At 36.0% G+C, this 16886-nt stretch carries 20 protein-coding genes; 15 read left to right on the top strand and 5 right to left on the bottom strand.

The window, feature by feature from the left end; genetic code table 11:
- The first annotated feature begins 14 nt into the window (after positions 1 to 14).
- The 3 genes from CBG49_RS00775 to CBG49_RS00785 are packed head-to-tail and all read left to right on the top strand — an operon-like array spanning position 15 to position 2379.
- Positions 15 to 644: a hypothetical protein gene (locus CBG49_RS00775; protein WP_009750706.1), complete on the top strand. Its 630-nt coding sequence runs from the start codon at positions 15 to 17 to the stop codon at positions 642 to 644.
- An 18-nt stretch (positions 645 to 662) separates the two neighbouring features.
- Positions 663 to 1430: a glycosyltransferase family 2 protein gene (locus tag CBG49_RS00780; protein ID WP_088592955.1), complete on the top strand. Its 768-nt coding sequence runs from the start codon at positions 663 to 665 to the stop codon at positions 1428 to 1430.
- A complete protein-coding gene (locus CBG49_RS00785; protein WP_088592956.1) occupies positions 1387 to 2379 on the top strand; it encodes a WaaS/CpsH family glycosyltransferase in 993 nt (330 codons plus the stop codon). Before CBG49_RS00780 ends, CBG49_RS00785 begins: the two co-directional genes overlap by 44 nt.
- Here CBG49_RS00785 and CBG49_RS00790 read toward each other — a convergent pair.
- The 5 genes from CBG49_RS00790 to CBG49_RS00810 are packed head-to-tail and all read right to left on the bottom strand — an operon-like array spanning position 2376 to position 7734.
- Positions 2376 to 3728, bottom strand: coding sequence for a hypothetical protein (locus CBG49_RS00790; RefSeq protein WP_088592957.1), 1353 nt, complete (start codon positions 3726 to 3728; stop codon positions 2376 to 2378). The two genes, CBG49_RS00785 and CBG49_RS00790, sit on opposite strands and share 4 nt — an antisense overlap.
- Positions 3728 to 4891, bottom strand: coding sequence for a glycosyltransferase family 4 protein (locus tag CBG49_RS00795; RefSeq protein WP_088592958.1), 1164 nt, complete (start codon positions 4889 to 4891; stop codon positions 3728 to 3730). The genes CBG49_RS00790 and CBG49_RS00795 overlap by 1 nt, the downstream gene beginning before the upstream one ends.
- Entirely contained in the window at positions 4848 to 5816 is a 969-nt protein-coding gene (locus CBG49_RS00800; RefSeq protein ID WP_088592959.1) for a beta-1,6-N-acetylglucosaminyltransferase, read from the bottom strand. Before CBG49_RS00800 ends, CBG49_RS00795 begins: the two co-directional genes overlap by 44 nt.
- 14 nt (positions 5817 to 5830) lie before the next feature.
- Positions 5831 to 6778 (bottom strand): beta-1,6-N-acetylglucosaminyltransferase, encoded by a 948-nt coding sequence (locus CBG49_RS00805; RefSeq protein WP_088592960.1) that lies wholly within the window; start codon positions 6776 to 6778, stop codon positions 5831 to 5833.
- 14 nt (positions 6779 to 6792) lie between these two features.
- Positions 6793 to 7734 (bottom strand): beta-1,6-N-acetylglucosaminyltransferase, encoded by a 942-nt coding sequence (locus tag CBG49_RS00810; protein WP_088592961.1) that lies wholly within the window; start codon positions 7732 to 7734, stop codon positions 6793 to 6795.
- Positions 7735 to 7857: 123 nt separating this feature from the next.
- On the opposite strand from CBG49_RS00810, the gene CBG49_RS00815 reads away from it, so the two are divergent.
- The 12 genes from CBG49_RS00815 to CBG49_RS15830 all read left to right on the top strand — a co-directional run bounded on the left by CBG49_RS00815 (position 7858) and on the right by CBG49_RS15830 (position 16885).
- Positions 7858 to 9405, top strand: a complete 1548-nt coding sequence (locus CBG49_RS00815) for a phosphoethanolamine transferase (RefSeq protein WP_088592962.1) — start codon at positions 7858 to 7860, stop codon at positions 9403 to 9405.
- A 201-nt stretch (positions 9406 to 9606) separates the two neighbouring features.
- Positions 9607 to 10410 carry an SDR family oxidoreductase gene (locus tag CBG49_RS00820; RefSeq protein WP_088592963.1) on the top strand — a complete coding sequence of 268 codons (804 nt, stop codon included), beginning with the start codon at positions 9607 to 9609 and terminating at the stop codon, positions 10408 to 10410.
- 127 nt (positions 10411 to 10537) lie between these two features.
- Complete coding sequence (gene fsa, locus CBG49_RS00825; RefSeq protein ID WP_002682363.1) at positions 10538 to 11191, top strand: fructose-6-phosphate aldolase; 654 nt, start codon at positions 10538 to 10540, stop codon at positions 11189 to 11191.
- 15 nt (positions 11192 to 11206) lie between these two features.
- Positions 11207 to 11947 carry a hypothetical protein gene (locus tag CBG49_RS00830; protein ID WP_088592964.1) on the top strand — a complete coding sequence of 247 codons (741 nt, stop codon included), beginning with the start codon at positions 11207 to 11209 and terminating at the stop codon, positions 11945 to 11947.
- A 200-nt stretch (positions 11948 to 12147) separates the two neighbouring features.
- On the top strand, positions 12148 to 12786 hold the full coding sequence (locus CBG49_RS00835; protein WP_088592965.1) for a peptidase E: 639 nt from the start codon (positions 12148 to 12150) through the stop codon (positions 12784 to 12786).
- A gap of 45 nt (positions 12787 to 12831) precedes the next feature.
- Positions 12832 to 13470 carry a peptidase E gene (locus CBG49_RS00840; RefSeq protein ID WP_088592965.1) on the top strand — a complete coding sequence of 213 codons (639 nt, stop codon included), beginning with the start codon at positions 12832 to 12834 and terminating at the stop codon, positions 13468 to 13470.
- 45 nt (positions 13471 to 13515) lie between these two features.
- On the top strand, positions 13516 to 14154 hold the full coding sequence (locus CBG49_RS00845) for a Type 1 glutamine amidotransferase-like domain-containing protein (protein ID WP_088595229.1): 639 nt from the start codon (positions 13516 to 13518) through the stop codon (positions 14152 to 14154).
- A gap of 225 nt (positions 14155 to 14379) precedes the next feature.
- Positions 14380 to 14790 carry an SMI1/KNR4 family protein gene (locus CBG49_RS00850; RefSeq protein ID WP_088592966.1) on the top strand — a complete coding sequence of 137 codons (411 nt, stop codon included), beginning with the start codon at positions 14380 to 14382 and terminating at the stop codon, positions 14788 to 14790.
- Positions 14791 to 15021: 231 nt separating this feature from the next.
- Positions 15022 to 15630 (top strand): hypothetical protein, encoded by a 609-nt coding sequence (locus CBG49_RS00855; protein WP_088592967.1) that lies wholly within the window; start codon positions 15022 to 15024, stop codon positions 15628 to 15630.
- Positions 15631 to 15647: 17 nt separating this feature from the next.
- Positions 15648 to 16094, top strand: a complete 447-nt coding sequence (locus CBG49_RS00860) for a hypothetical protein (RefSeq protein ID WP_088592968.1) — start codon at positions 15648 to 15650, stop codon at positions 16092 to 16094.
- Between the two features lie 70 nt (positions 16095 to 16164).
- Positions 16165 to 16743: a zeta toxin family protein gene (locus tag CBG49_RS00865; protein ID WP_088592969.1), complete on the top strand. Its 579-nt coding sequence runs from the start codon at positions 16165 to 16167 to the stop codon at positions 16741 to 16743.
- Positions 16733 to 16885 (top strand): hypothetical protein, encoded by a 153-nt coding sequence (locus CBG49_RS15830; RefSeq protein WP_167372064.1) that lies wholly within the window; start codon positions 16733 to 16735, stop codon positions 16883 to 16885. Before CBG49_RS00865 ends, CBG49_RS15830 begins: the two co-directional genes overlap by 11 nt.
- The last annotated feature ends 1 nt before the right edge of the window (position 16886 follow it).

Raw genomic sequence — 16886 nt, forward strand, 5'->3', positions numbered from 1 at the left:
AAAAACTGATAACAATGCGCTATTTCAGTTACATCATCACATTTTTCGCTCACCCTATATGGTTTCCTATCTATGGGGCGATGTTGGTGTTGTTTCAAATACCCTTTTCACCCACTATAGAAATCGTAAAATACACTTGGTTGTTGCTACTGCTCATCACTGTAGCCCTACCCACCCTTGTATACCTGATGCTTTTTGTGCTAAATTGGCTCGACGATCCTTTTGAGGTGCCCCTTGAAAAACAGAAGTGGTTGCGTTATGGCTATATAGCAATGCTGTTACTCACTGCCTTCAAGGTAACCCCTATGGATCATTATCCCATTTTGTATTTCTATATAATGAATTTGCTCATCAGCACCTTTGTCATCCTGCTGATGCACTATTTAAAATTTGTAGGCAATATGTTTGTAATGGGGGTAGGAGCGCTCACCGTTTTCAGCATATTGCTGGGAGTTATCTTTGAAATAGATATGACCTATATTGTCGCACTATTCATCTTTCTCAGTGGAGCCATCCTTTCAGCACAAGCCTATCTCTCAGGGCAACCTCTCTGGAAACTCATCATCAGCTGGCTCATAGGCGCCCTTCCTCAACTTTCACTTATAATATTGTTTAAAAACTTATTATTTGGAATGCAAGGGTAATTAATAAATAGATTTTATATGAAGATTTCTGTAGTTATCAACACTTATAATGCCGAAAAGCATTTAGCAACCGTACTTGAAACAGCCAAGTATTTTGATGAGGTTGTAGTGTGTGATATGCATAGCACTGATAGTACTATAGCAATAGCCAAACAATACGGCTGTAAGATAGTGTATTGTGAGCGTTATCCTTATGTAGAGCCCGCACGTAACTTTGCTATTGCACAAGCCCAAAACGAGTGGATATTAGTCATTGATGCCGATGAAACAATACCCGAAAAACTGAGAGAAGAACTCTACAAAATCACTAAAGACCCTAATTTAGGAGGTGTTTATATCGCATTTAAAAACTATTTTATCAATAAATATATGCGCTCCGCCTTCCCCGATTTCAAACTGCGATTTTTTAGAAAAGAAGGAGCCTATTGGCCAGAAGAAATACACTCAACAGTAAAAGTAAAAGGAAAGATAATCAAATTGCCCAAAAGCCGTAAGGATTTAGCTTCAGAACATTTAGCAAACGATTCGGTAGCAACCATTTTAAGTAAGAACAACAACTACAGTACCCAAGTAGCCGAGCGGCGCAAAGGCAAAAAAATAGGATGGATAAAACTATTGTTTTCACCTCTATTTTGGTTTATAAAATACTATTTTATTAAAAAAGGCTGTTTAGACGGTAAACGCGGCTTTATTTTTGCAGTACTCAAAGCACAATATAAATTCTCTTGTTTAGCAAAAATCTATGAATTTCAGCAACAAAAAAATCATCTTGGTAATGCCTCCTGATTTCGGGGTTTACAAAATGCTCGAAGACCATTTGAAAAAAATGAGCTTTAGTCAAGTTTCTGTGCTTGCTCCTACTTTCCGATACAAATTTAAAGACCGACTCTTAAACTTTATGCAAAAGAGCCTTTTTAAAAATCGAGCCTATAAAAAACAACTCATTGATATCTACTACAACATCGAAGTATCTAATACTCTTAGCTCTTTTGCTGAAGGTAGTGTGGATTATGCTATTGTAATACGCCCCGACAAACTAAATGCTGCAACTATATCCCGCTTGCACTCTGTGGCTAACAAAGTAATAGCTTATCAATGGGATGGTCTTGCTCGCTTCCCTAAGGTTTTTAAAGTAATTCCTCTTTTCAAACGTTTCTTTGTATTTGACCCCGAAGATTACAACCGTTATAAGTATCAGTACCCTAACTTATTGCTTTGTACAAATTTCTATTTTGATACCTCCGAAGAAAAAACTCTTGTAAATAAAAATGAAGTAATGTATGTAGGGGTATATATACAAAACCGCATAGATTCTTTGTTGAAAATAGTAAATAAATTGAGTGAATATACACAACTAAGTCTTAATATAAATCTGTTCAACAGAGGTAAAGACCCTCTTCATCACCCTTTTATCACATTTTTCTCTAAAGGAATAAGTTACACCCAATACTTAAACATCACTAAAAAAGCCGCTATATTATTAGATATAAAAACTATAGAACACAGCGGACTCTCATTTAGAATATTCGAAGCTATCAAATACGAGAAAAAACTCATTACCGATAACCCCAGTGTGAAACAATATGATTTCTATCACCCTAATAACTTTTATGTGTTTGAAAACGATAATTTTGAGGGGCTTACCGAGTTTCTAGAAAATGAATATGTACCTTTAGTTAAAAATATTAAAGAAATGTACAGCTTTGAAAATTGGGTAAAGTGTATATTGAGTTAGTTCTGCCAATACTTAAAGCGAGGAGCTAATAGTATAAAAATCATTAAAGGAACTAGTAGGTAACCACATTCAAAAGCGTGAAAAAGCACATCTGTGTTCATAATGGGTAAAGAAATGAGTAACAAATATTGTTTAAGAATATCTTTAGAGAAAATAATAGTTATCAACCATCCTATGAAAACCCCCAGCCCTACAAGTCCAGTGTCTATTATAATTGCTGCAAAATCATTGTGCACATAACCCAAAAAACCATCCATTATATATCGTTGGTAACCAGAACCATTACCTATCCATAAATTAGCTTCTTGAATTGCTTTAAAAACTCTACCATACATTTCATTGCGACCAGAATCAAAAAAGTAGGATGTGTGAGCAACTAAATACCATACCCCTATAATTGTTGTAAGTCCTACAAAAATAAACAGACTGTATTTCACAACTTTACTGAGATATTTCTCTATAAAAAGATACACAAAGAAAGCTACTACTATAAACCAACTAATAATAACTATTCGTGCTTGTACCATCAATGCAAAACAAAAAACTAATATGCCATAAGTTATAAGTTCTGGAGTGCTAATTAACTTCTTATCTTTTCTCCATAATAATCCTCCTAATCCTCCTATTGCTAAAATAATCCACGAAATAAAACTAAAATGCTTGAACTTAGACCAAAATAGTATTTCATAATAAGGAAAATAAGCTTTGTTTAAAGTTATAAAGTTAAAAAAGTGTTGATTCTTATCAGCACTAATAGCAAAAGAATAAAAGATTAGATTAGCTACTAACAAAAGTAAAAATCCTTTAAAACAAATAGTTATAAAACTCTCTTGCTGCTTTTTACTAACCGAGAAGCCTAATAGAACAATAGGAATAAGCAAAGAAAAGATAATGTTCTCACCTTCAAATAATGTTTTTACGCCATAATCAAAGTCTTTTGCCCAAAAAAGTCCTATGATTTTTATGAGTATAAAAAGTAAGAATAATAAGATAGAAAGGGAGGGTTTTATAAAATTACGATGAACAATTCCATATAAAGCACATAAGAAAAGTAATAAAATATCTAACCGAAAGGTGATTTTGTGCTTATATGTCCATAACAATACAATACCACTCCCTACAATGGTGATGATATTTCTGAGCCATTCTCCTCTCTCAAATAAAGAAGCGTGATGTAAGTATATCCAGCATAGTATTAGTGCTATGCTGTATAGAAAAACACTATAAAATAATGCTTTTTGAGTAGTTTCATTCCATATAGGAATGTTAATTTGTAAAAACAAAAAAGTTATTACTATAGGAAGTCCAGAAAGTAATAAAAAATAGTTATTTTTTAATAAGTTTTTCATTAGTTATTTATAGTTTTTTGATAGTATAACAAGCTATTTTCAACTGTTTTTTCAAAATTGTATTGTGTGTGAATAGTTTGTCGAGCATTTTTAGCTATAGTTTTGTTTAGCACATCATCTTGAAAAAGTTTTACTATATATTCATAATATTCATCCTCTTTCTTCGCTATAAAACCATCTTTAGTATGCGTTATAATATCTCTAAATGAAGGAATATCAGCAGCTACTACAGCTTTACCGAGTTCCATTGCTTCACAAAGAGCAAGTCCAAAAGTTTCTCCTTGCGAAGGAAAAATAAATGTATCTGCTTCTTGTAAGATTATTTTGAGTTCTTCGCCCTGTAGATGTCCGTGGTTGATTACATTTTTCTGTTCGCCTAAATTATTTTCCTTCAAGTAGTTTTCATAATTTTTTCCTACAATATGCAAGGTAGCAGTAGGAAATTTTTGAAGTATTCTTTTAAAGACATTTAAAGCTATGTCAAAACCTTTTTTTGTAGTTACCGAACCAAAGAAAAACAGAGAAAAAGGGAGTGTTTCAGAAAGGTTTTGTGCAGTGGTGGTTACCCCATTGGTGATGATTGTTCCTTTATTACCAAAAGTTTCTTCGTACATTCTTTGAGAATTTTTAGAAACACAAATTAGATGAGAAGCTTTCTTTAAAGCCTCAGTTTCTATCACTTCTACTCCTAAAGAAGCCTTATAACCAAAATATTTCTTCAATATTCTATAACAGCCGTGAGCTCTTACTACATAGGGAGTTTTTAGCTCATCTAAGAATAGAGAAGCTCCCTCCCAATCGTGAGTTTCTATCACATCGGGATAAATATCCTCTTTTTGTAAAAACTTTTGAAGTTGTTGTGTAAGATTTTTTATTTCTTTTTTTAAAAAATAGGCTTCTAACGAAGCTATCTTGAGTCGTTTTCCTAACGACCTAAAAAGCTCTTGTACAAAATGCTTTTTAAAGTAGTTTTTCTTTGTAAAATGAAGGTGTAAATTATCTTGGCGCTCATTTAAATCTACATTGTTATCACCAAAAACTATTACCTTATAACCCTTTTCTAAAAGAGCAGTTACATATTTTTTGTAAAAAGAACCTGTTCCTCCTGCTGCCGAAAGCTTAGGGTGTGCATATTCTCTTGTGAATATTAATATGGTTTTCATTATCTAATTTATTTAGTATTTCAACATCTACCCTGGTATCAAACTTCCGTGCAAAAAACTTTTCTTTTTGAGAGGTAAGTTCCTCAAAATCACCTTCCTTAAAAAGCACAGGTAATTCAACACCTTCTCTTTCCCAATTTACATAAGTAATTGAAGGTTTTATTTTTATATCTTTATAGGTTGTTTGTAAGTTTACAAGAACAGACTGAAAATAAATCTCATCGGGGCAAGAGGTATATTGAAAATAGTCATCTAATATCTGTCGGTTTTCTTGAATATAAGTTAGTAAAGTATAAAAAGTTTTTTCACAGAAAGCCCACCATTGGCTACCTGCATATTGTTGGATAAAAGGAGCTTTTCTTTCTTGAGCTCTATAAATAATCTTAAAGTTTTTCTTTGAAATTCTCCTTTTGAGCAAATGCCATAGAATAGTAATTTTTTGTCCAATAGAACTACGAAAAAAAGGAGGATAGCAATCACTATTACCTCTTCTTTCAGAGTGTAATATTTGATAATGTTTCAACTTATCTTTTACCATTTTGCTATTCCAATTTACTTCCAAAGGTAAAAAACTCATAAAGTCATATTCCTTATTTTTTTGCAAAAAAGCATCTAATTCTGTGATAGGTTTTATAGGATAATCTTGCCCACTCATCAAGATAAAAAAACCTTTACTATGTGCTTTTGCAGCAGCTTCCATTAAATAAATAGTAGCAATAACTATAGAAAAACCTCCCCATACACAACGCTCTCTTTGAGGTATAAATACAATATGTTCGCCTTGTAATTGTGATGTAAAAGGTTCTATAGGAGTTTTAGCATCTAAATGAATGAAAAACTTAGAGTTACCATCGTCTAAAGCCTTTATCATTCGAGTGAGTTGCTGTGGATTTTTATGGGCAAGTATCAAGTAATTTTTCTGCATAAATAAGGTAAAAGTTATTTGATTTGTAAATTATCTAACTTGTCTAAAATAGTTGTATCCACCTTGGTATCAAACTTCCGTGCAAAAAACTTTTCTTTTTGAGAGGTAAGTTCCTCAAAATCATCTTCCTTAAAAAGCACAGGTAATTCAACACCTTCTCTTTCCCAATTTACATAAGTAAGTGAGGGTTTTATTTTTATATCTTTATGGGTTGTTTGTAAGTTTACAAGAATAGACTGAAAATAAATCTCATCGGGGCAAGAGGTATATTGAAAATAGTCATCTAATATCTGTCGGTTTTCTTGAATATAAGTTAGTAAAGTATAAAAAGTTTTTTCACAGAAAGCCCACCATTGGCTACCTGCATATTGTTGGATAAAAGGAGCTTTTCTTTCTTGAGCTCTATAAATAATCTTAAAGTTTTTCTTTGAAATTCTCCTTTTGAGCAAATGCCATAGAATAGTAATTTTTTGCCCAATAGAACTACGAAAAAAAGGAGGGTAGCAATCACTATTACCTCTCCTTTCAGAATGTAATATTTGGTAATGTTTCAACTTATCTTTTACCATTTTGCTACTCCAATTTCCCCAAACTTCCAAAGGTAAAAAACTCATAAAATCATATTCCTTATTTTTTTGCAAAAAAGCATCTAATTCTGTGATAGGTTTTATAGGATAATCTTGCCCACTCATCAAGATAAAAAAACCTTTACTATGTGCTTTTGCAGCAGCTTCCATTAAATAAATAGTAGCAATAACTATAGAAAAACCTCCCCATACACAACGCTCTCTTTCAGGTATAAATACAATATGTTCGCCTTGTAATTGTGATGTAAAAGGTTCTATAGGAGTTTTAGCGTCTAAGTGAATAAAAAACTTAGAGTTACCATCGTCTAAAGCCTTTATCATTCGGCAAAGTTGTTCAGGATTTCTATGGGCAAGTATCAAGTAATTTTTCTGCATAAATAAGGTAAAAGTTATTTGATTTGTAAATTATCTAACTTGTCTAAAATAGTTGTATCCACCTTGGTATCAAACTTCCGTGCAAAAAACTTTTCTTTTTGAGAGGTAAGTTCCTCAAAATCATTTTCCTTAAAAAGCACAGGTAATTGCACCTCTTTACGTTCCCAATTTACATAAGTAAGTGAAGATTTTAGTTCTAACTTTCTATCCTCTTTCTTCAAATTCAACAATATTGAATGAAAATACACTTCGTCTGGAGAAGAGGTGTATTGGTAATACAATTCCAATTCTTTGCGATGTTTCTGTATATAAGAGAGTACATCGTAGAAAGTATTTTCAGAAAATGCCCAAAACTGACTACCGGCATACTGTTGAGCAAAAGGGGCTTCTCGCTGAGGGAGCTGGCATAATTTTTTAAAGTTTTGTAAGGAAAGCCTACCTTTGAGCAAATGCCATAGTGTCCTGCCTTTTTGAAATAAAGAACTACACGAGAAAGGAGCATAACAATTGCTATCGCCTCTTGTTTCGGAGTGAAGAATATGATAGTGAGCTAACTTATCCTTTACCATTTTGGGCTTCCACTTCTGCTCTAAGGGAAGATAATCTATAAAATCACAATGAGCGTTTTCTTCTAGAAAAGCATCTAACTGAGCAATAGGTTTAATGGGGTAATCCTGCCCACTCATCAAAATAAAAAAACCTTTGCTCTGCGCTTTGGCAGTAGCTTCCATCAAGTGAATAGTAGCAAGCACAATCGAAAAATCCCCCCATATACAACGCACTCTTTCAGGTATAAATATAATATGTTCATCTTGTAACTGTGCTGTAAAAGGCTCTATAGGAGTTTTAGCATCTAAGTGAATAAAAAACTTAGAGTTACCATTATCTAAAGCCTTTATCATTCGAGTGAGTTGCTGTGGATTTTTATGGGCAAGTATCAAGTAATTTTTCTGCATATAGCAAATGTAGATTTCTTAAGAACGCGCAAATATACAAAATAATCCTATATCTCGAAGTGTAAATCCCAAATTATTATTACCTTTGCCATCGTTATGTCAATGGCTAAATGCTAATTTTTAATGAAAAAATACCTTTTTGAACTCCTCCTACTCCTTTTCTCTGTTGCCATTCCTTTTGCCTTGGATATGAACTTGGCGGTCTATGGTATGTTGGCTACTTTCTTGCTGTTCTTGGCTCTCAGGCGACTGACCTATTGGCTATTTGCCCTCGTTTTTGGTTTTGTACTTATCACCTGCGTACTCTTCTTGCCTCAAATTATATGGTTTGGTCACCCTCCTGCCACAATGATTGGCGCTTTCTTTGAAACCGATTTTCAAGAGTCTAAAGAGTTTATGCAGCAATTGCCTTTCTATGCTTATGGGGTATCGGTGCTTACTTTAGTATTTGGCGGGTATATTCTTTATTTAGGCAAAAAGAAAACCTATCCTCGCAGCCGCAATCAAAAGTTTATTATTTTGGGAATGGCTGTAGTAGGCGTGCTTCTTACCCTCTACCGCCCTTGGGCAAAAATAAAAGAAGAAGGCAGTTTCCAATGGCAAAACACGCGTACAGCGCCTATAGCTTTCTACGCTTCTATATACCACAACGTGCAATACTACAAGCAGTTGCGCGCTGATCTCAACCAGAGTATCGAGGGCACTCCCTCGTGGCAAGTAGTGAGCGTTAACCCCAAGTACGCTAACTATGTGCTGGTAATAGGCGAGAGTGTACGCAAGGACTATATGTCGGCTTATGGATTCCCTGTAGAAAACTCCTCTTTTTTAAAATCTGCTAAGGGCACCCTTATTGATGGTTATACAGCTACTGCCCCTAATACCACCACAGCACTCTTGCGAATGTTCTTAAAGCAAAAGGACGGTGATTTCGCTTATGCCGATAATCTCATCTCTTTGGCAAAAGCTGCTGGTTTTGGCACCTATTGGATTTCCAATCAAGGGTCAGTAGGCGAGTGGGATACGCCTATTGCCAAAATAGCCTCTTTGTGCGACCACAAGGTTTTCACCAAAAAAGGCGATTATTCATCTATGAATATCTATGACACTGCTTTGCTGCCAGTGTTACAACGCTTTTTAGCCGAAAAAAGCACACGTCCGCGCCTATTTGTAGTGCATATTATGGGCTCACACACGTATTTCCCCGAACGCTTAGAGCACGCTATCCACTACGATTACTACAACCGCAACTTCTCTGCCTACCTGCAAACCATTGAACAGACCGATGCGTTCTTACAAAGTGTTTACAAACTCTTAGAAGCACAACACCTCCCCTTCTCTATGCTCTACTTCGCCGATCACGGACTAATGACTAAAGATCGCTCTTCTTCATTTTTTGCCACTCTCACTCACGGCGATACGCACCCTAACAAGGCTGTCTACCGCATTCCTTTTGCTTTGCTCAACAGCGATGACAGCGAGCATAAGGTAATAAAGGTAAACAAATCGGCATTTCATTTTCTCAAAGGCTATGCCCATTGGTTGGGGATAGAGGAACCCTCTCTTAGCGGATATGATTTCCTTTCTACGACTCCCGATACACTAAAAGTGTTCAACCAATATGAAAATGTACCTTTTGAAAGTTTAGAAGAAGATGAAGTAATTCGCAATTAACAATTTGCTAATTTGCTAATTTACTACTACCTTTGTCGCCATATTTCTAAACAGAACCAAAAATAACATTATTGTTTTATTGAGAATTATAATAAAAGTCTCTTTTTTGGATTGTCCCCCTTCGGGGGAACGGGGGCTTTTAATGAAATATTGAAACATTACTTAATTCAACTCTTGATTGGCTTTACTAAACCCTAAACAATGAACAAAACAGTTCTCATCACAGGCGCTACTTCGGGTATAGGCAAAGAAACTGCCCTGCTCCTTGCTTCCAAAGGCTTTTTGGTCTATGGTACAGCGCGCAATGTAGAAGGCAAAAACCTGCCTTTCCGCCTTTTGCCAATGGATGTGCGCAACGAAACCTCTATCAAAGAAGCGGTACAGCAAATCCTCACCGAAGTAGGTCGTATCGATATACTCATCAACAATGCAGGCGTGGGCATCACAGGAGCGGTAGAAGAACTCCCCGCCGAGCAACTACACAACGTTTTTGCTACCAATCTCTACGGCGCTATAGCAGTGATACAACAAGTGCTCCCCACTATGCGCACACAAGGTAGCGGACGCATCATCAACATTGCCTCTATTGCAGGTTATATGGGCTTGCCCTTTCGCGGAGCCTATTCCGCCAGCAAAGGCGCGCTTCTTTTGATGAGTGAAGCCTTACGTATGGAAGTAAAGCAGTTTGGTATTGAGGTAACCACCATTTCCCCAGGTGATTACGCCACCGATATTGCCTCTCGCCGTTACCACACCCCTGTAAACGAAAACTCTCCGTATGCCGAAGTCTATGCCAAACAACTCCAGCTGATGAATGAGCACGTAGATAGCGGTGGCGACCCCAAAGAAATGGCAGATAAAATACTGAAAGTCATCAATACCAAACACCCCAAAGTGCATTATAAACAAGGTAGTTTCTTGCAGAAGTTCTCCATTGTCCTCAAACGACTCTTACCGAGCAAATCCTACGAAAAAATGCTGATGAAACACTACTCATTAAATTAGCAAATTAGGTAATTAGCAAATTTTCCAATTTGTAACACTCACTTTGCCAAAGTTAAATATAATTCGTTTTCTTGACCTGATAACATCACAACTTGTTAATTATTAATCGTTAATTATTAATTGTCTTATGAAATTTTTTATCGACACGGCGAATCTATCGCAAATTCAAGAAGCCCAAGACTTGGGCGTGTTAGACGGCGTAACCACCAATCCGTCTCTAATGGCTAAAGAAGGCATCACCGGCAAAGCCGCGATCCTCAAACATTACACCGACATCTGTACGATTGTAGAAGGCGATGTCTCTGCCGAAGTGATTGCCACCGATTTCGAAGGCATTGTGCGTGAAGGCGAAGAGCTCGCTGCCCTTCACCCTCAAATCGTAGTGAAAGTACCGATGATTAAAGACGGTATCAAAGCTATTAAATACTTCACCGATAAGGGCATTCGCACCAACTGCACTCTCGTTTTCTCAGCAGGTCAGGCGCTTTTGGCAGCCAAAGCAGGCGCTACTTATGTATCGCCTTTCATCGGCAGACTCGATGATATCTCTGCCGACGGACTTTCTCTCATCGAAGAAATACGTCTCATCTACGACAACTATAATTTTGAGACACAAATCCTTGCAGCTTCTGTGCGCCATACTATGCACATCCTCGAATGTGCTAAAATAGGTGCCGATGTCATTACCGCCCCTCTTTCGGCCATTACCGGACTATTAAAACACCCCCTTACCGACAGTGGCTTAGCACAATTCTTAGCCGACGCCAAGAAATTGGGATAACAATATTAAAGCACTATGACTGCAAAAAGAAAAATCCAAGAGCTAAACGACCATTTGCAGGTGTTCCCCAAAGCGGAAGACATCTTTGTAAAAGAACAACCGTGGCTCAAAAATCATTTTTTGCCCCTGATGAGTATCGATTTAGCTGAAATCAATCCTGATTGGGCAGGGCAAAAGGTATATATGCTGTGTCCCCTTGAAGGGAATCAAAGTTGTATAGGAGGGAAAACCACTGAGTACCACAACGAATATACTGCGCCTAACTGGCTGGCTTTCCGCCTAACTGACGATAATAAGTTTGAGTTCCTCGGAGAGGAAGGATATTTTGAACGAACCACTATTCACCACTGGGATTTTGACTCCGAAGAAGAAAAGGAACTACAAGAAATGCAGGAAGGATATGAGAAAAACAAAGTTAATTTTGAGAAATATGGTTTATTAGTGAGTTTACAATATCCTGAATACAATGGGAAACCTAACTTTACTAAATTTTTAGATCATTTAGGTGGAGATATTCTGAGCGGAAATTGGCAAGGAGCTATTGATTATGACCAATATCCAAAGGCTTTTGATATGCAATTGGAGTATGAAAGACAACCCTCTCCTGACTGGATTAAGATTTCATACCAAGGAAATCCATTTTACTTTATTGCAGATACAGCAAGTTATGATTGGTGTAAGGGGCATATAGATGGTATCATTATGCTGTATGAACCTGTGAGCCGTATCGTGCTATTCACTTTTGATTATTCGTAACATCGCTTTTGCAGTATATGTAGGAAAGCCAGCGATAGCTGGGTATGTGAGGCAATTCGCCCTATCAATCAAACAGCTCATGTCTCCCTCGTCCGACTCGTCCGACAGGTCAGCCCCGTCTGAATTATCCAATAACAGCCCCTCGCTGGCGCGAGCTTGTAGCTCGTGTCTCTACCGTCCAATAACAATAATTATCACAAATGAAAAGATTATTTTTAACCTCATCGTTCAGTTCAGTAGCCAAATTATTTGAAGATTTTACAGGTGAACCCGTAAAAGGAAAGAAACTAGCATTTATTCCAACAGCAAGTTTGGTAGAAAAAGTGCGTTTTTATGTCGATGACGATAGAAAAGCCTTTGAAAAATTAGGTCTTATCATAGAAGAATTAGAAGTTTCTACCGCTACTACCGAAGAGGTAGCCCAAGCATTAGAGCGGAATGATTATATTTTTATTTCTGGAGGGAATACATTCTACCTAATGCAGGAACTAAAAAAGAAAGGAGCAGACAAGCTACTTATAGAACAAATTAATAACGGAAAATTGTACATAGGCACTTCGGCAGGTTCTGTTATTGCTTCACCTAATATTGAATTTGTTAGCGATATGGACGAACCCAAAAAAGCCCCTGAACTAACAGAATATTCGGGGTTGCATTTGGTAGATTTTTATTTATTACCTCATTATTTGAACTTTCCTTTTAAGGAATCTTCTCAAAAAGTAGTAAACGAATACTCACAGAAAATAGATCTAAGACCTATTTCCAACAATCAAGTAATTACCGTTTTAGGTAATGAAATAAAAACACTTGTTTTAGACGACGCCAAAAAATTAGGATAATTAACACAAATGAAAAAATTAACACAAATGAAAAAATTAACACAAATGAAAAGATTATTTTTAACCTCATCGTTCAGTTCAGTAGCCAAATTGTTTGAAGATTTTACAGGTGAACCCGTAAAAGGAAAGAAACTAGCATTTATTCCAACAGCAAGTTTGGTAGAAAAAGTGCGTTTTTATGTCGATGACGATAGAAAAGCCTTTGAAAAATTAGGTCTTATCATAGAAGAATTAGAAGTTTCTACCGCTACTACCGAAGAGGTAGCCCAAGCATTAGAGCGGAATGATTATATTTTTATTTCTGGAGGGAATACATTCTACCTAATGCAGGAACTAAAAAAGAAAGGAGCAGACAAGCTACTTATAGAACAAATTAATAACGGAAAATTGTACATAGGCACTTCGGCAGGTTCTGTTATTGCTTCACCTAATATTGAATTTGTTAGCGATATGGACGAACCCAAAAAAGCCCCTGAACTAACAGAATATTCGGGGTTGCATTTGGTAGATTTTTATTTATTACCTCATTATTTGAACTTTCCTTTTAAGGAATCTTCTCAAAAAGTAGTAAACGAATACTCACAGAAAATAGATCTAAGACCTATTTCCAACAATCAAGTAATTACCGTTTTAGGTAATGAAATAAAAACACTTGTTTTAGACGACGCCAAAAAATTAGGATAATTAACACAAATGAAAAAATTAACACAAATGAAAAAATTAACACAAATGAAAAAATTATTTTTAACCTCATCATTTAGTTCAGTAGCAAAATTATTTGAAGATTTTACAGGTGAACCCGTAAAAGGAAAGAAACTAGCATTTATTCCAACAGCAAGTTTGGTAGAAAAAGTGCGTTTTTATGTCGATGACGATAGAAAAGCCTTTGAAAAATTAGGTCTTATCATAGAAGAATTAGAAGTTTCTACCGCTACTACCGAAGAAATAGCTACAACATTAGAGCGAAATGATTATATTTTTATTTCTGGAGGAAATACTTTCTACCTAATGCAGGAACTAAAAAAGAAAGGAGCCGACAAACTACTTATTGAACAAATTAATAATGGAAAGTTGTACATAGGTACTTCAGCAGGTTCTGTCATTGCCTCTCCTACTGTTGAATTTGTTAGTGATATGGACGAAACAAAAAAAGCCCCTGAACTAACAGAATATTCGGGGTTGCATTTGGTAGATTTTTATTTATTACCTCATTATTTGAACTTTCCTTTTAAGGAATCTTCTCAAAAAGTAGTAAACGAATACTCACAGAAAATAGATCTAAGACCTATTTCCAACAATCAAGTAATTACCGTTTTAGGTAATGAAATAAAAACACTTGAAAAACCTAAACGAGCAACTAAAAAATAGTTTTAATGAAGCCCAACATTCTATTACAACAATTAGAAAATGCCCTCCCAAAGGGAATGCAAATCCCTTAGGAACTCTGCAAATTCTATCAGTGAATAGAGGATAACGGCTATTATGATTAGGAATTAGAAGTAGCAACCCCTCATAGTATGGCTGAAAAACCTAAAAAAGGAACTAAGAAATAGTTTCAATTTAAACACGTTTAATAAAATAATATAAGAAAAAATGAAAATTCCAGAAAAGTATTTTACATTAGCTAAAAAGTATAGCAACTCCGATGATAGTTGGGTAGCTGACAAAGATCAGTTTGGAAATCCAATAGAAACGGAACTAAACATATTCTACAAAACTGAAAAACAAATAATAAAACACAGTAAAGAACTTGTGGAAGACTTCCCCGCTGAAGAGGCTGAAGAATATGCCGACACAGAGCGTATTAATGAATACGATTTAGGGTATATTACCGATTTTTCTAAGATATTCATATTTGGCGTAGATGGTGCAGACTGTCAGTTTTGTATGGATTTTAGTGTAGGAGAGGAACCTCGTATTATCTTCTGGGATGATGCGGAGCTTACTTGGCGGGTGATTGCCAATACTATTGAAGATTTCTTTGCTCTTTTTCATAAAGAATAATCTCTTAAATTAGGAAAATGTCAAACATCTTATTACAACAATTAGAAAATGCCCTCCCAAAGGGAATGCAAATCCCTGAGGAACTCCGCAAATTCTATCAGTGGATAGAGGATAACGGCTATTATGATTAGGAATTAGAAGTAGCAACTCCTCATAGTATGTGCGATGAACCTATTGCAGACCCTTTTTTGAAGTGGTTTTTTGAAATGACAGAATAATCATAAAAAGAAAATGAACATTTATTTATCAGAAATAGCTCCTTTTTGTACCACCGATGCAGAAAAAGTATTGTGGCTACGGCTTAAAAAGATACAAAAATTCCGTATCAAGCGCCATAGTGATAGTTTTCTGTTGGAATCGTTGTTGGATAGCTTTCATATAGAAGAGAAATACGAACCCATAATGTATTATTATGAGGAGATCATCAAGTTACCATTAGATGAAGAGTTTCCGCTATGGGATACTTTTTGGGATATTTTATCCGTTTTTTATAATAATCCGCTGTGTACAGAGGCGCAAAAAGAAACTATTTTTGCACGCTATAAAGAGGTTACCCTATATACTTCCTCTTTTGAGGGGGCGCAAGATCTTTTTACTAACTTTTTTGCTAATATTCTTTCGTTGGAAGCGATAAAAGAACGCGAACAAGTACTAAAAAAAGCTGTAAAAGAGAATGATTTACTGCTCGAGTTTTCAATGCGTAATAGCTTGATACTCTGCGCTACAAGGGTAATTATTGTCAATAATGGTAAAGACACCGCCCTACAAGAGCAGATGCAAAACCTTGTAGCAGAGCAAACGGTAGCTTTGCGATCAGGAAAATTTGAAGAATATATATAACTAAATATAACAAACTTATGAACAACGAAACATTACCTACAACACATTTAGGGAGAGAGCTCCCAAAAGAGTATGTAAACAGTATTGAAAAGGGAGATTCCTTCCCCGAATGGCTCACGCTGTATCCTCATACAGAATACGAACACAGTACCGAGATTGAAGTATGGAGCAAAGAATTTCTCTTGTCGCACACTTATAGTGAATCTTTCTGCAATTATGCTTTCTTTACTCGTGATGACATTGATTTCTCGATGCTGCAAACCCGTGAAGAAGATTCTTTAACCCCTGAAGAACTCCAATCTGCCTTTGCTATAGGTTCTGTAAACGAAGGAATTGTGTTTATCAATCTCCACGATGGTTCGCTTTGGATTTGGTATCACGATATGTTTTGTGAGAAGATAGCTGAAAACTTTTCCGACTTCCAAAATCTTCTTACTGAAGAGTCTGTGAATAGAGATGAGTAAATGTAGCACAATAGCTTTGCGGTCAGGAAAATTTGAAGAATATATATAGCCAATATATAAACACAACAGAATGAGCAAACAACTCTATATCATAGCAGGTTGTAATGGCGCGGGAAAAACCACCGCTTCCTTTACCATTTTGCCCGAAGTACTCGACTGCAAAGAGTTTATCAATGCCGACGAGATCGCCAAGGGGCTATCTCCTTTCCAGCCCGAAAGTGTAGCTATGCAAGCCGGTAGAATAATGCTCGCTCGTATGGATGAACTATTGCAAAAAGGGGAAACTTTTGCCTTTGAAACTACTTTGGCTACTAAAAGTTATAAGCAAAAAATAGAATGGGCGCAAGCCAATGGCTATGAAGTTACCCTATTGTTCTTTTGGTTGGACTCGCCCAATATGGCTAAAAAACGGGTCGCTCAGCGCGTTGCCGAAGGAGGGCATAGCATTCCCTCAGAAACTATTGAAAGAAGGTATCATAACGGGATTGCCAATCTCTTTGCTATCTATATTGATATGGTAGATATTTGTTATATATTTGATAATTCAGAGGGAAGAAAGGAACTTATAGCTCAAAAGGAAAGGCATAAGGACATCGTAATTTATAACAACGACAAGTTTAACTTAATGAAAAATAATTATGAAAGATAAAATAACTAAGAAAGAGGGTCTAAAAGACAAACTTTTAAAAGGTTTAGACCTTGCTTATGAACGAATGATTGCCCAAAAACGCAAGAATAACCAAAAGATTGTGGTGCGTCGTGAGGGAAAAATCGTTACTATCACTCCATAGA

Source organism: Capnocytophaga endodontalis (assembly GCF_002209445.1).
In the GTDB taxonomy this organism is placed as follows: domain Bacteria; phylum Bacteroidota; class Bacteroidia; order Flavobacteriales; family Flavobacteriaceae; genus Capnocytophaga; species Capnocytophaga periodontitidis.

What these genes read in the sequence shown, in the direction of transcription:
- CBG49_RS00840 (WP_088592965.1), top strand. Translation starts at nt 12,832, where the DNA reads ATGAAAAGATTATTTTTAACCTCATCGTTCAGTTCAGTAGCCAAATTG.
- CBG49_RS00775 (WP_009750706.1), top strand. Translation starts at nt 15, where the DNA reads ATGCGCTATTTCAGTTACATCATCACATTTTTCGCTCACCCTATATGG.
- CBG49_RS00845 (WP_088595229.1), top strand. Translation starts at nt 13,516, where the DNA reads ATGAAAAAATTATTTTTAACCTCATCATTTAGTTCAGTAGCAAAATTA.
- CBG49_RS00850 (WP_088592966.1), top strand. Translation starts at nt 14,380, where the DNA reads ATGAAAATTCCAGAAAAGTATTTTACATTAGCTAAAAAGTATAGCAAC.
- CBG49_RS00865 (WP_088592969.1), top strand. Translation starts at nt 16,165, where the DNA reads ATGAGCAAACAACTCTATATCATAGCAGGTTGTAATGGCGCGGGAAAA.
- CBG49_RS00835 (WP_088592965.1), top strand. Translation starts at nt 12,148, where the DNA reads ATGAAAAGATTATTTTTAACCTCATCGTTCAGTTCAGTAGCCAAATTA.
- CBG49_RS00855 (WP_088592967.1), top strand. Translation starts at nt 15,022, where the DNA reads ATGAACATTTATTTATCAGAAATAGCTCCTTTTTGTACCACCGATGCA.
- CBG49_RS00790 (WP_088592957.1), bottom strand. Translation starts at nt 3,728, where the DNA reads ATGAAAAACTTATTAAAAAATAACTATTTTTTATTACTTTCTGGACTT.
- CBG49_RS00780 (WP_088592955.1), top strand. Translation starts at nt 663, where the DNA reads ATGAAGATTTCTGTAGTTATCAACACTTATAATGCCGAAAAGCATTTA.
- CBG49_RS00805 (WP_088592960.1), bottom strand. Translation starts at nt 6,778, where the DNA reads ATGCAGAAAAATTACTTGATACTTGCCCATAGAAATCCTGAACAACTT.
- CBG49_RS00815 (WP_088592962.1), top strand. Translation starts at nt 7,858, where the DNA reads ATGAAAAAATACCTTTTTGAACTCCTCCTACTCCTTTTCTCTGTTGCC.
- CBG49_RS00820 (WP_088592963.1), top strand. Translation starts at nt 9,607, where the DNA reads ATGAACAAAACAGTTCTCATCACAGGCGCTACTTCGGGTATAGGCAAA.
- CBG49_RS15830 (WP_167372064.1), top strand. Translation starts at nt 16,733, where the DNA reads ATGAAAGATAAAATAACTAAGAAAGAGGGTCTAAAAGACAAACTTTTA.
- fsa (WP_002682363.1), top strand. Translation starts at nt 10,538, where the DNA reads ATGAAATTTTTTATCGACACGGCGAATCTATCGCAAATTCAAGAAGCC.
- CBG49_RS00800 (WP_088592959.1), bottom strand. Translation starts at nt 5,816, where the DNA reads ATGCAGAAAAATTACTTGATACTTGCCCATAAAAATCCACAGCAACTC.
- CBG49_RS00860 (WP_088592968.1), top strand. Translation starts at nt 15,648, where the DNA reads ATGAACAACGAAACATTACCTACAACACATTTAGGGAGAGAGCTCCCA.
- CBG49_RS00795 (WP_088592958.1), bottom strand. Translation starts at nt 4,891, where the DNA reads ATGAAAACCATATTAATATTCACAAGAGAATATGCACACCCTAAGCTT.
- CBG49_RS00810 (WP_088592961.1), bottom strand. Translation starts at nt 7,734, where the DNA reads ATGCAGAAAAATTACTTGATACTTGCCCATAAAAATCCACAGCAACTC.
- CBG49_RS00785 (WP_088592956.1), top strand. Translation starts at nt 1,387, where the DNA reads ATGAATTTCAGCAACAAAAAAATCATCTTGGTAATGCCTCCTGATTTC.
- CBG49_RS00830 (WP_088592964.1), top strand. Translation starts at nt 11,207, where the DNA reads ATGACTGCAAAAAGAAAAATCCAAGAGCTAAACGACCATTTGCAGGTG.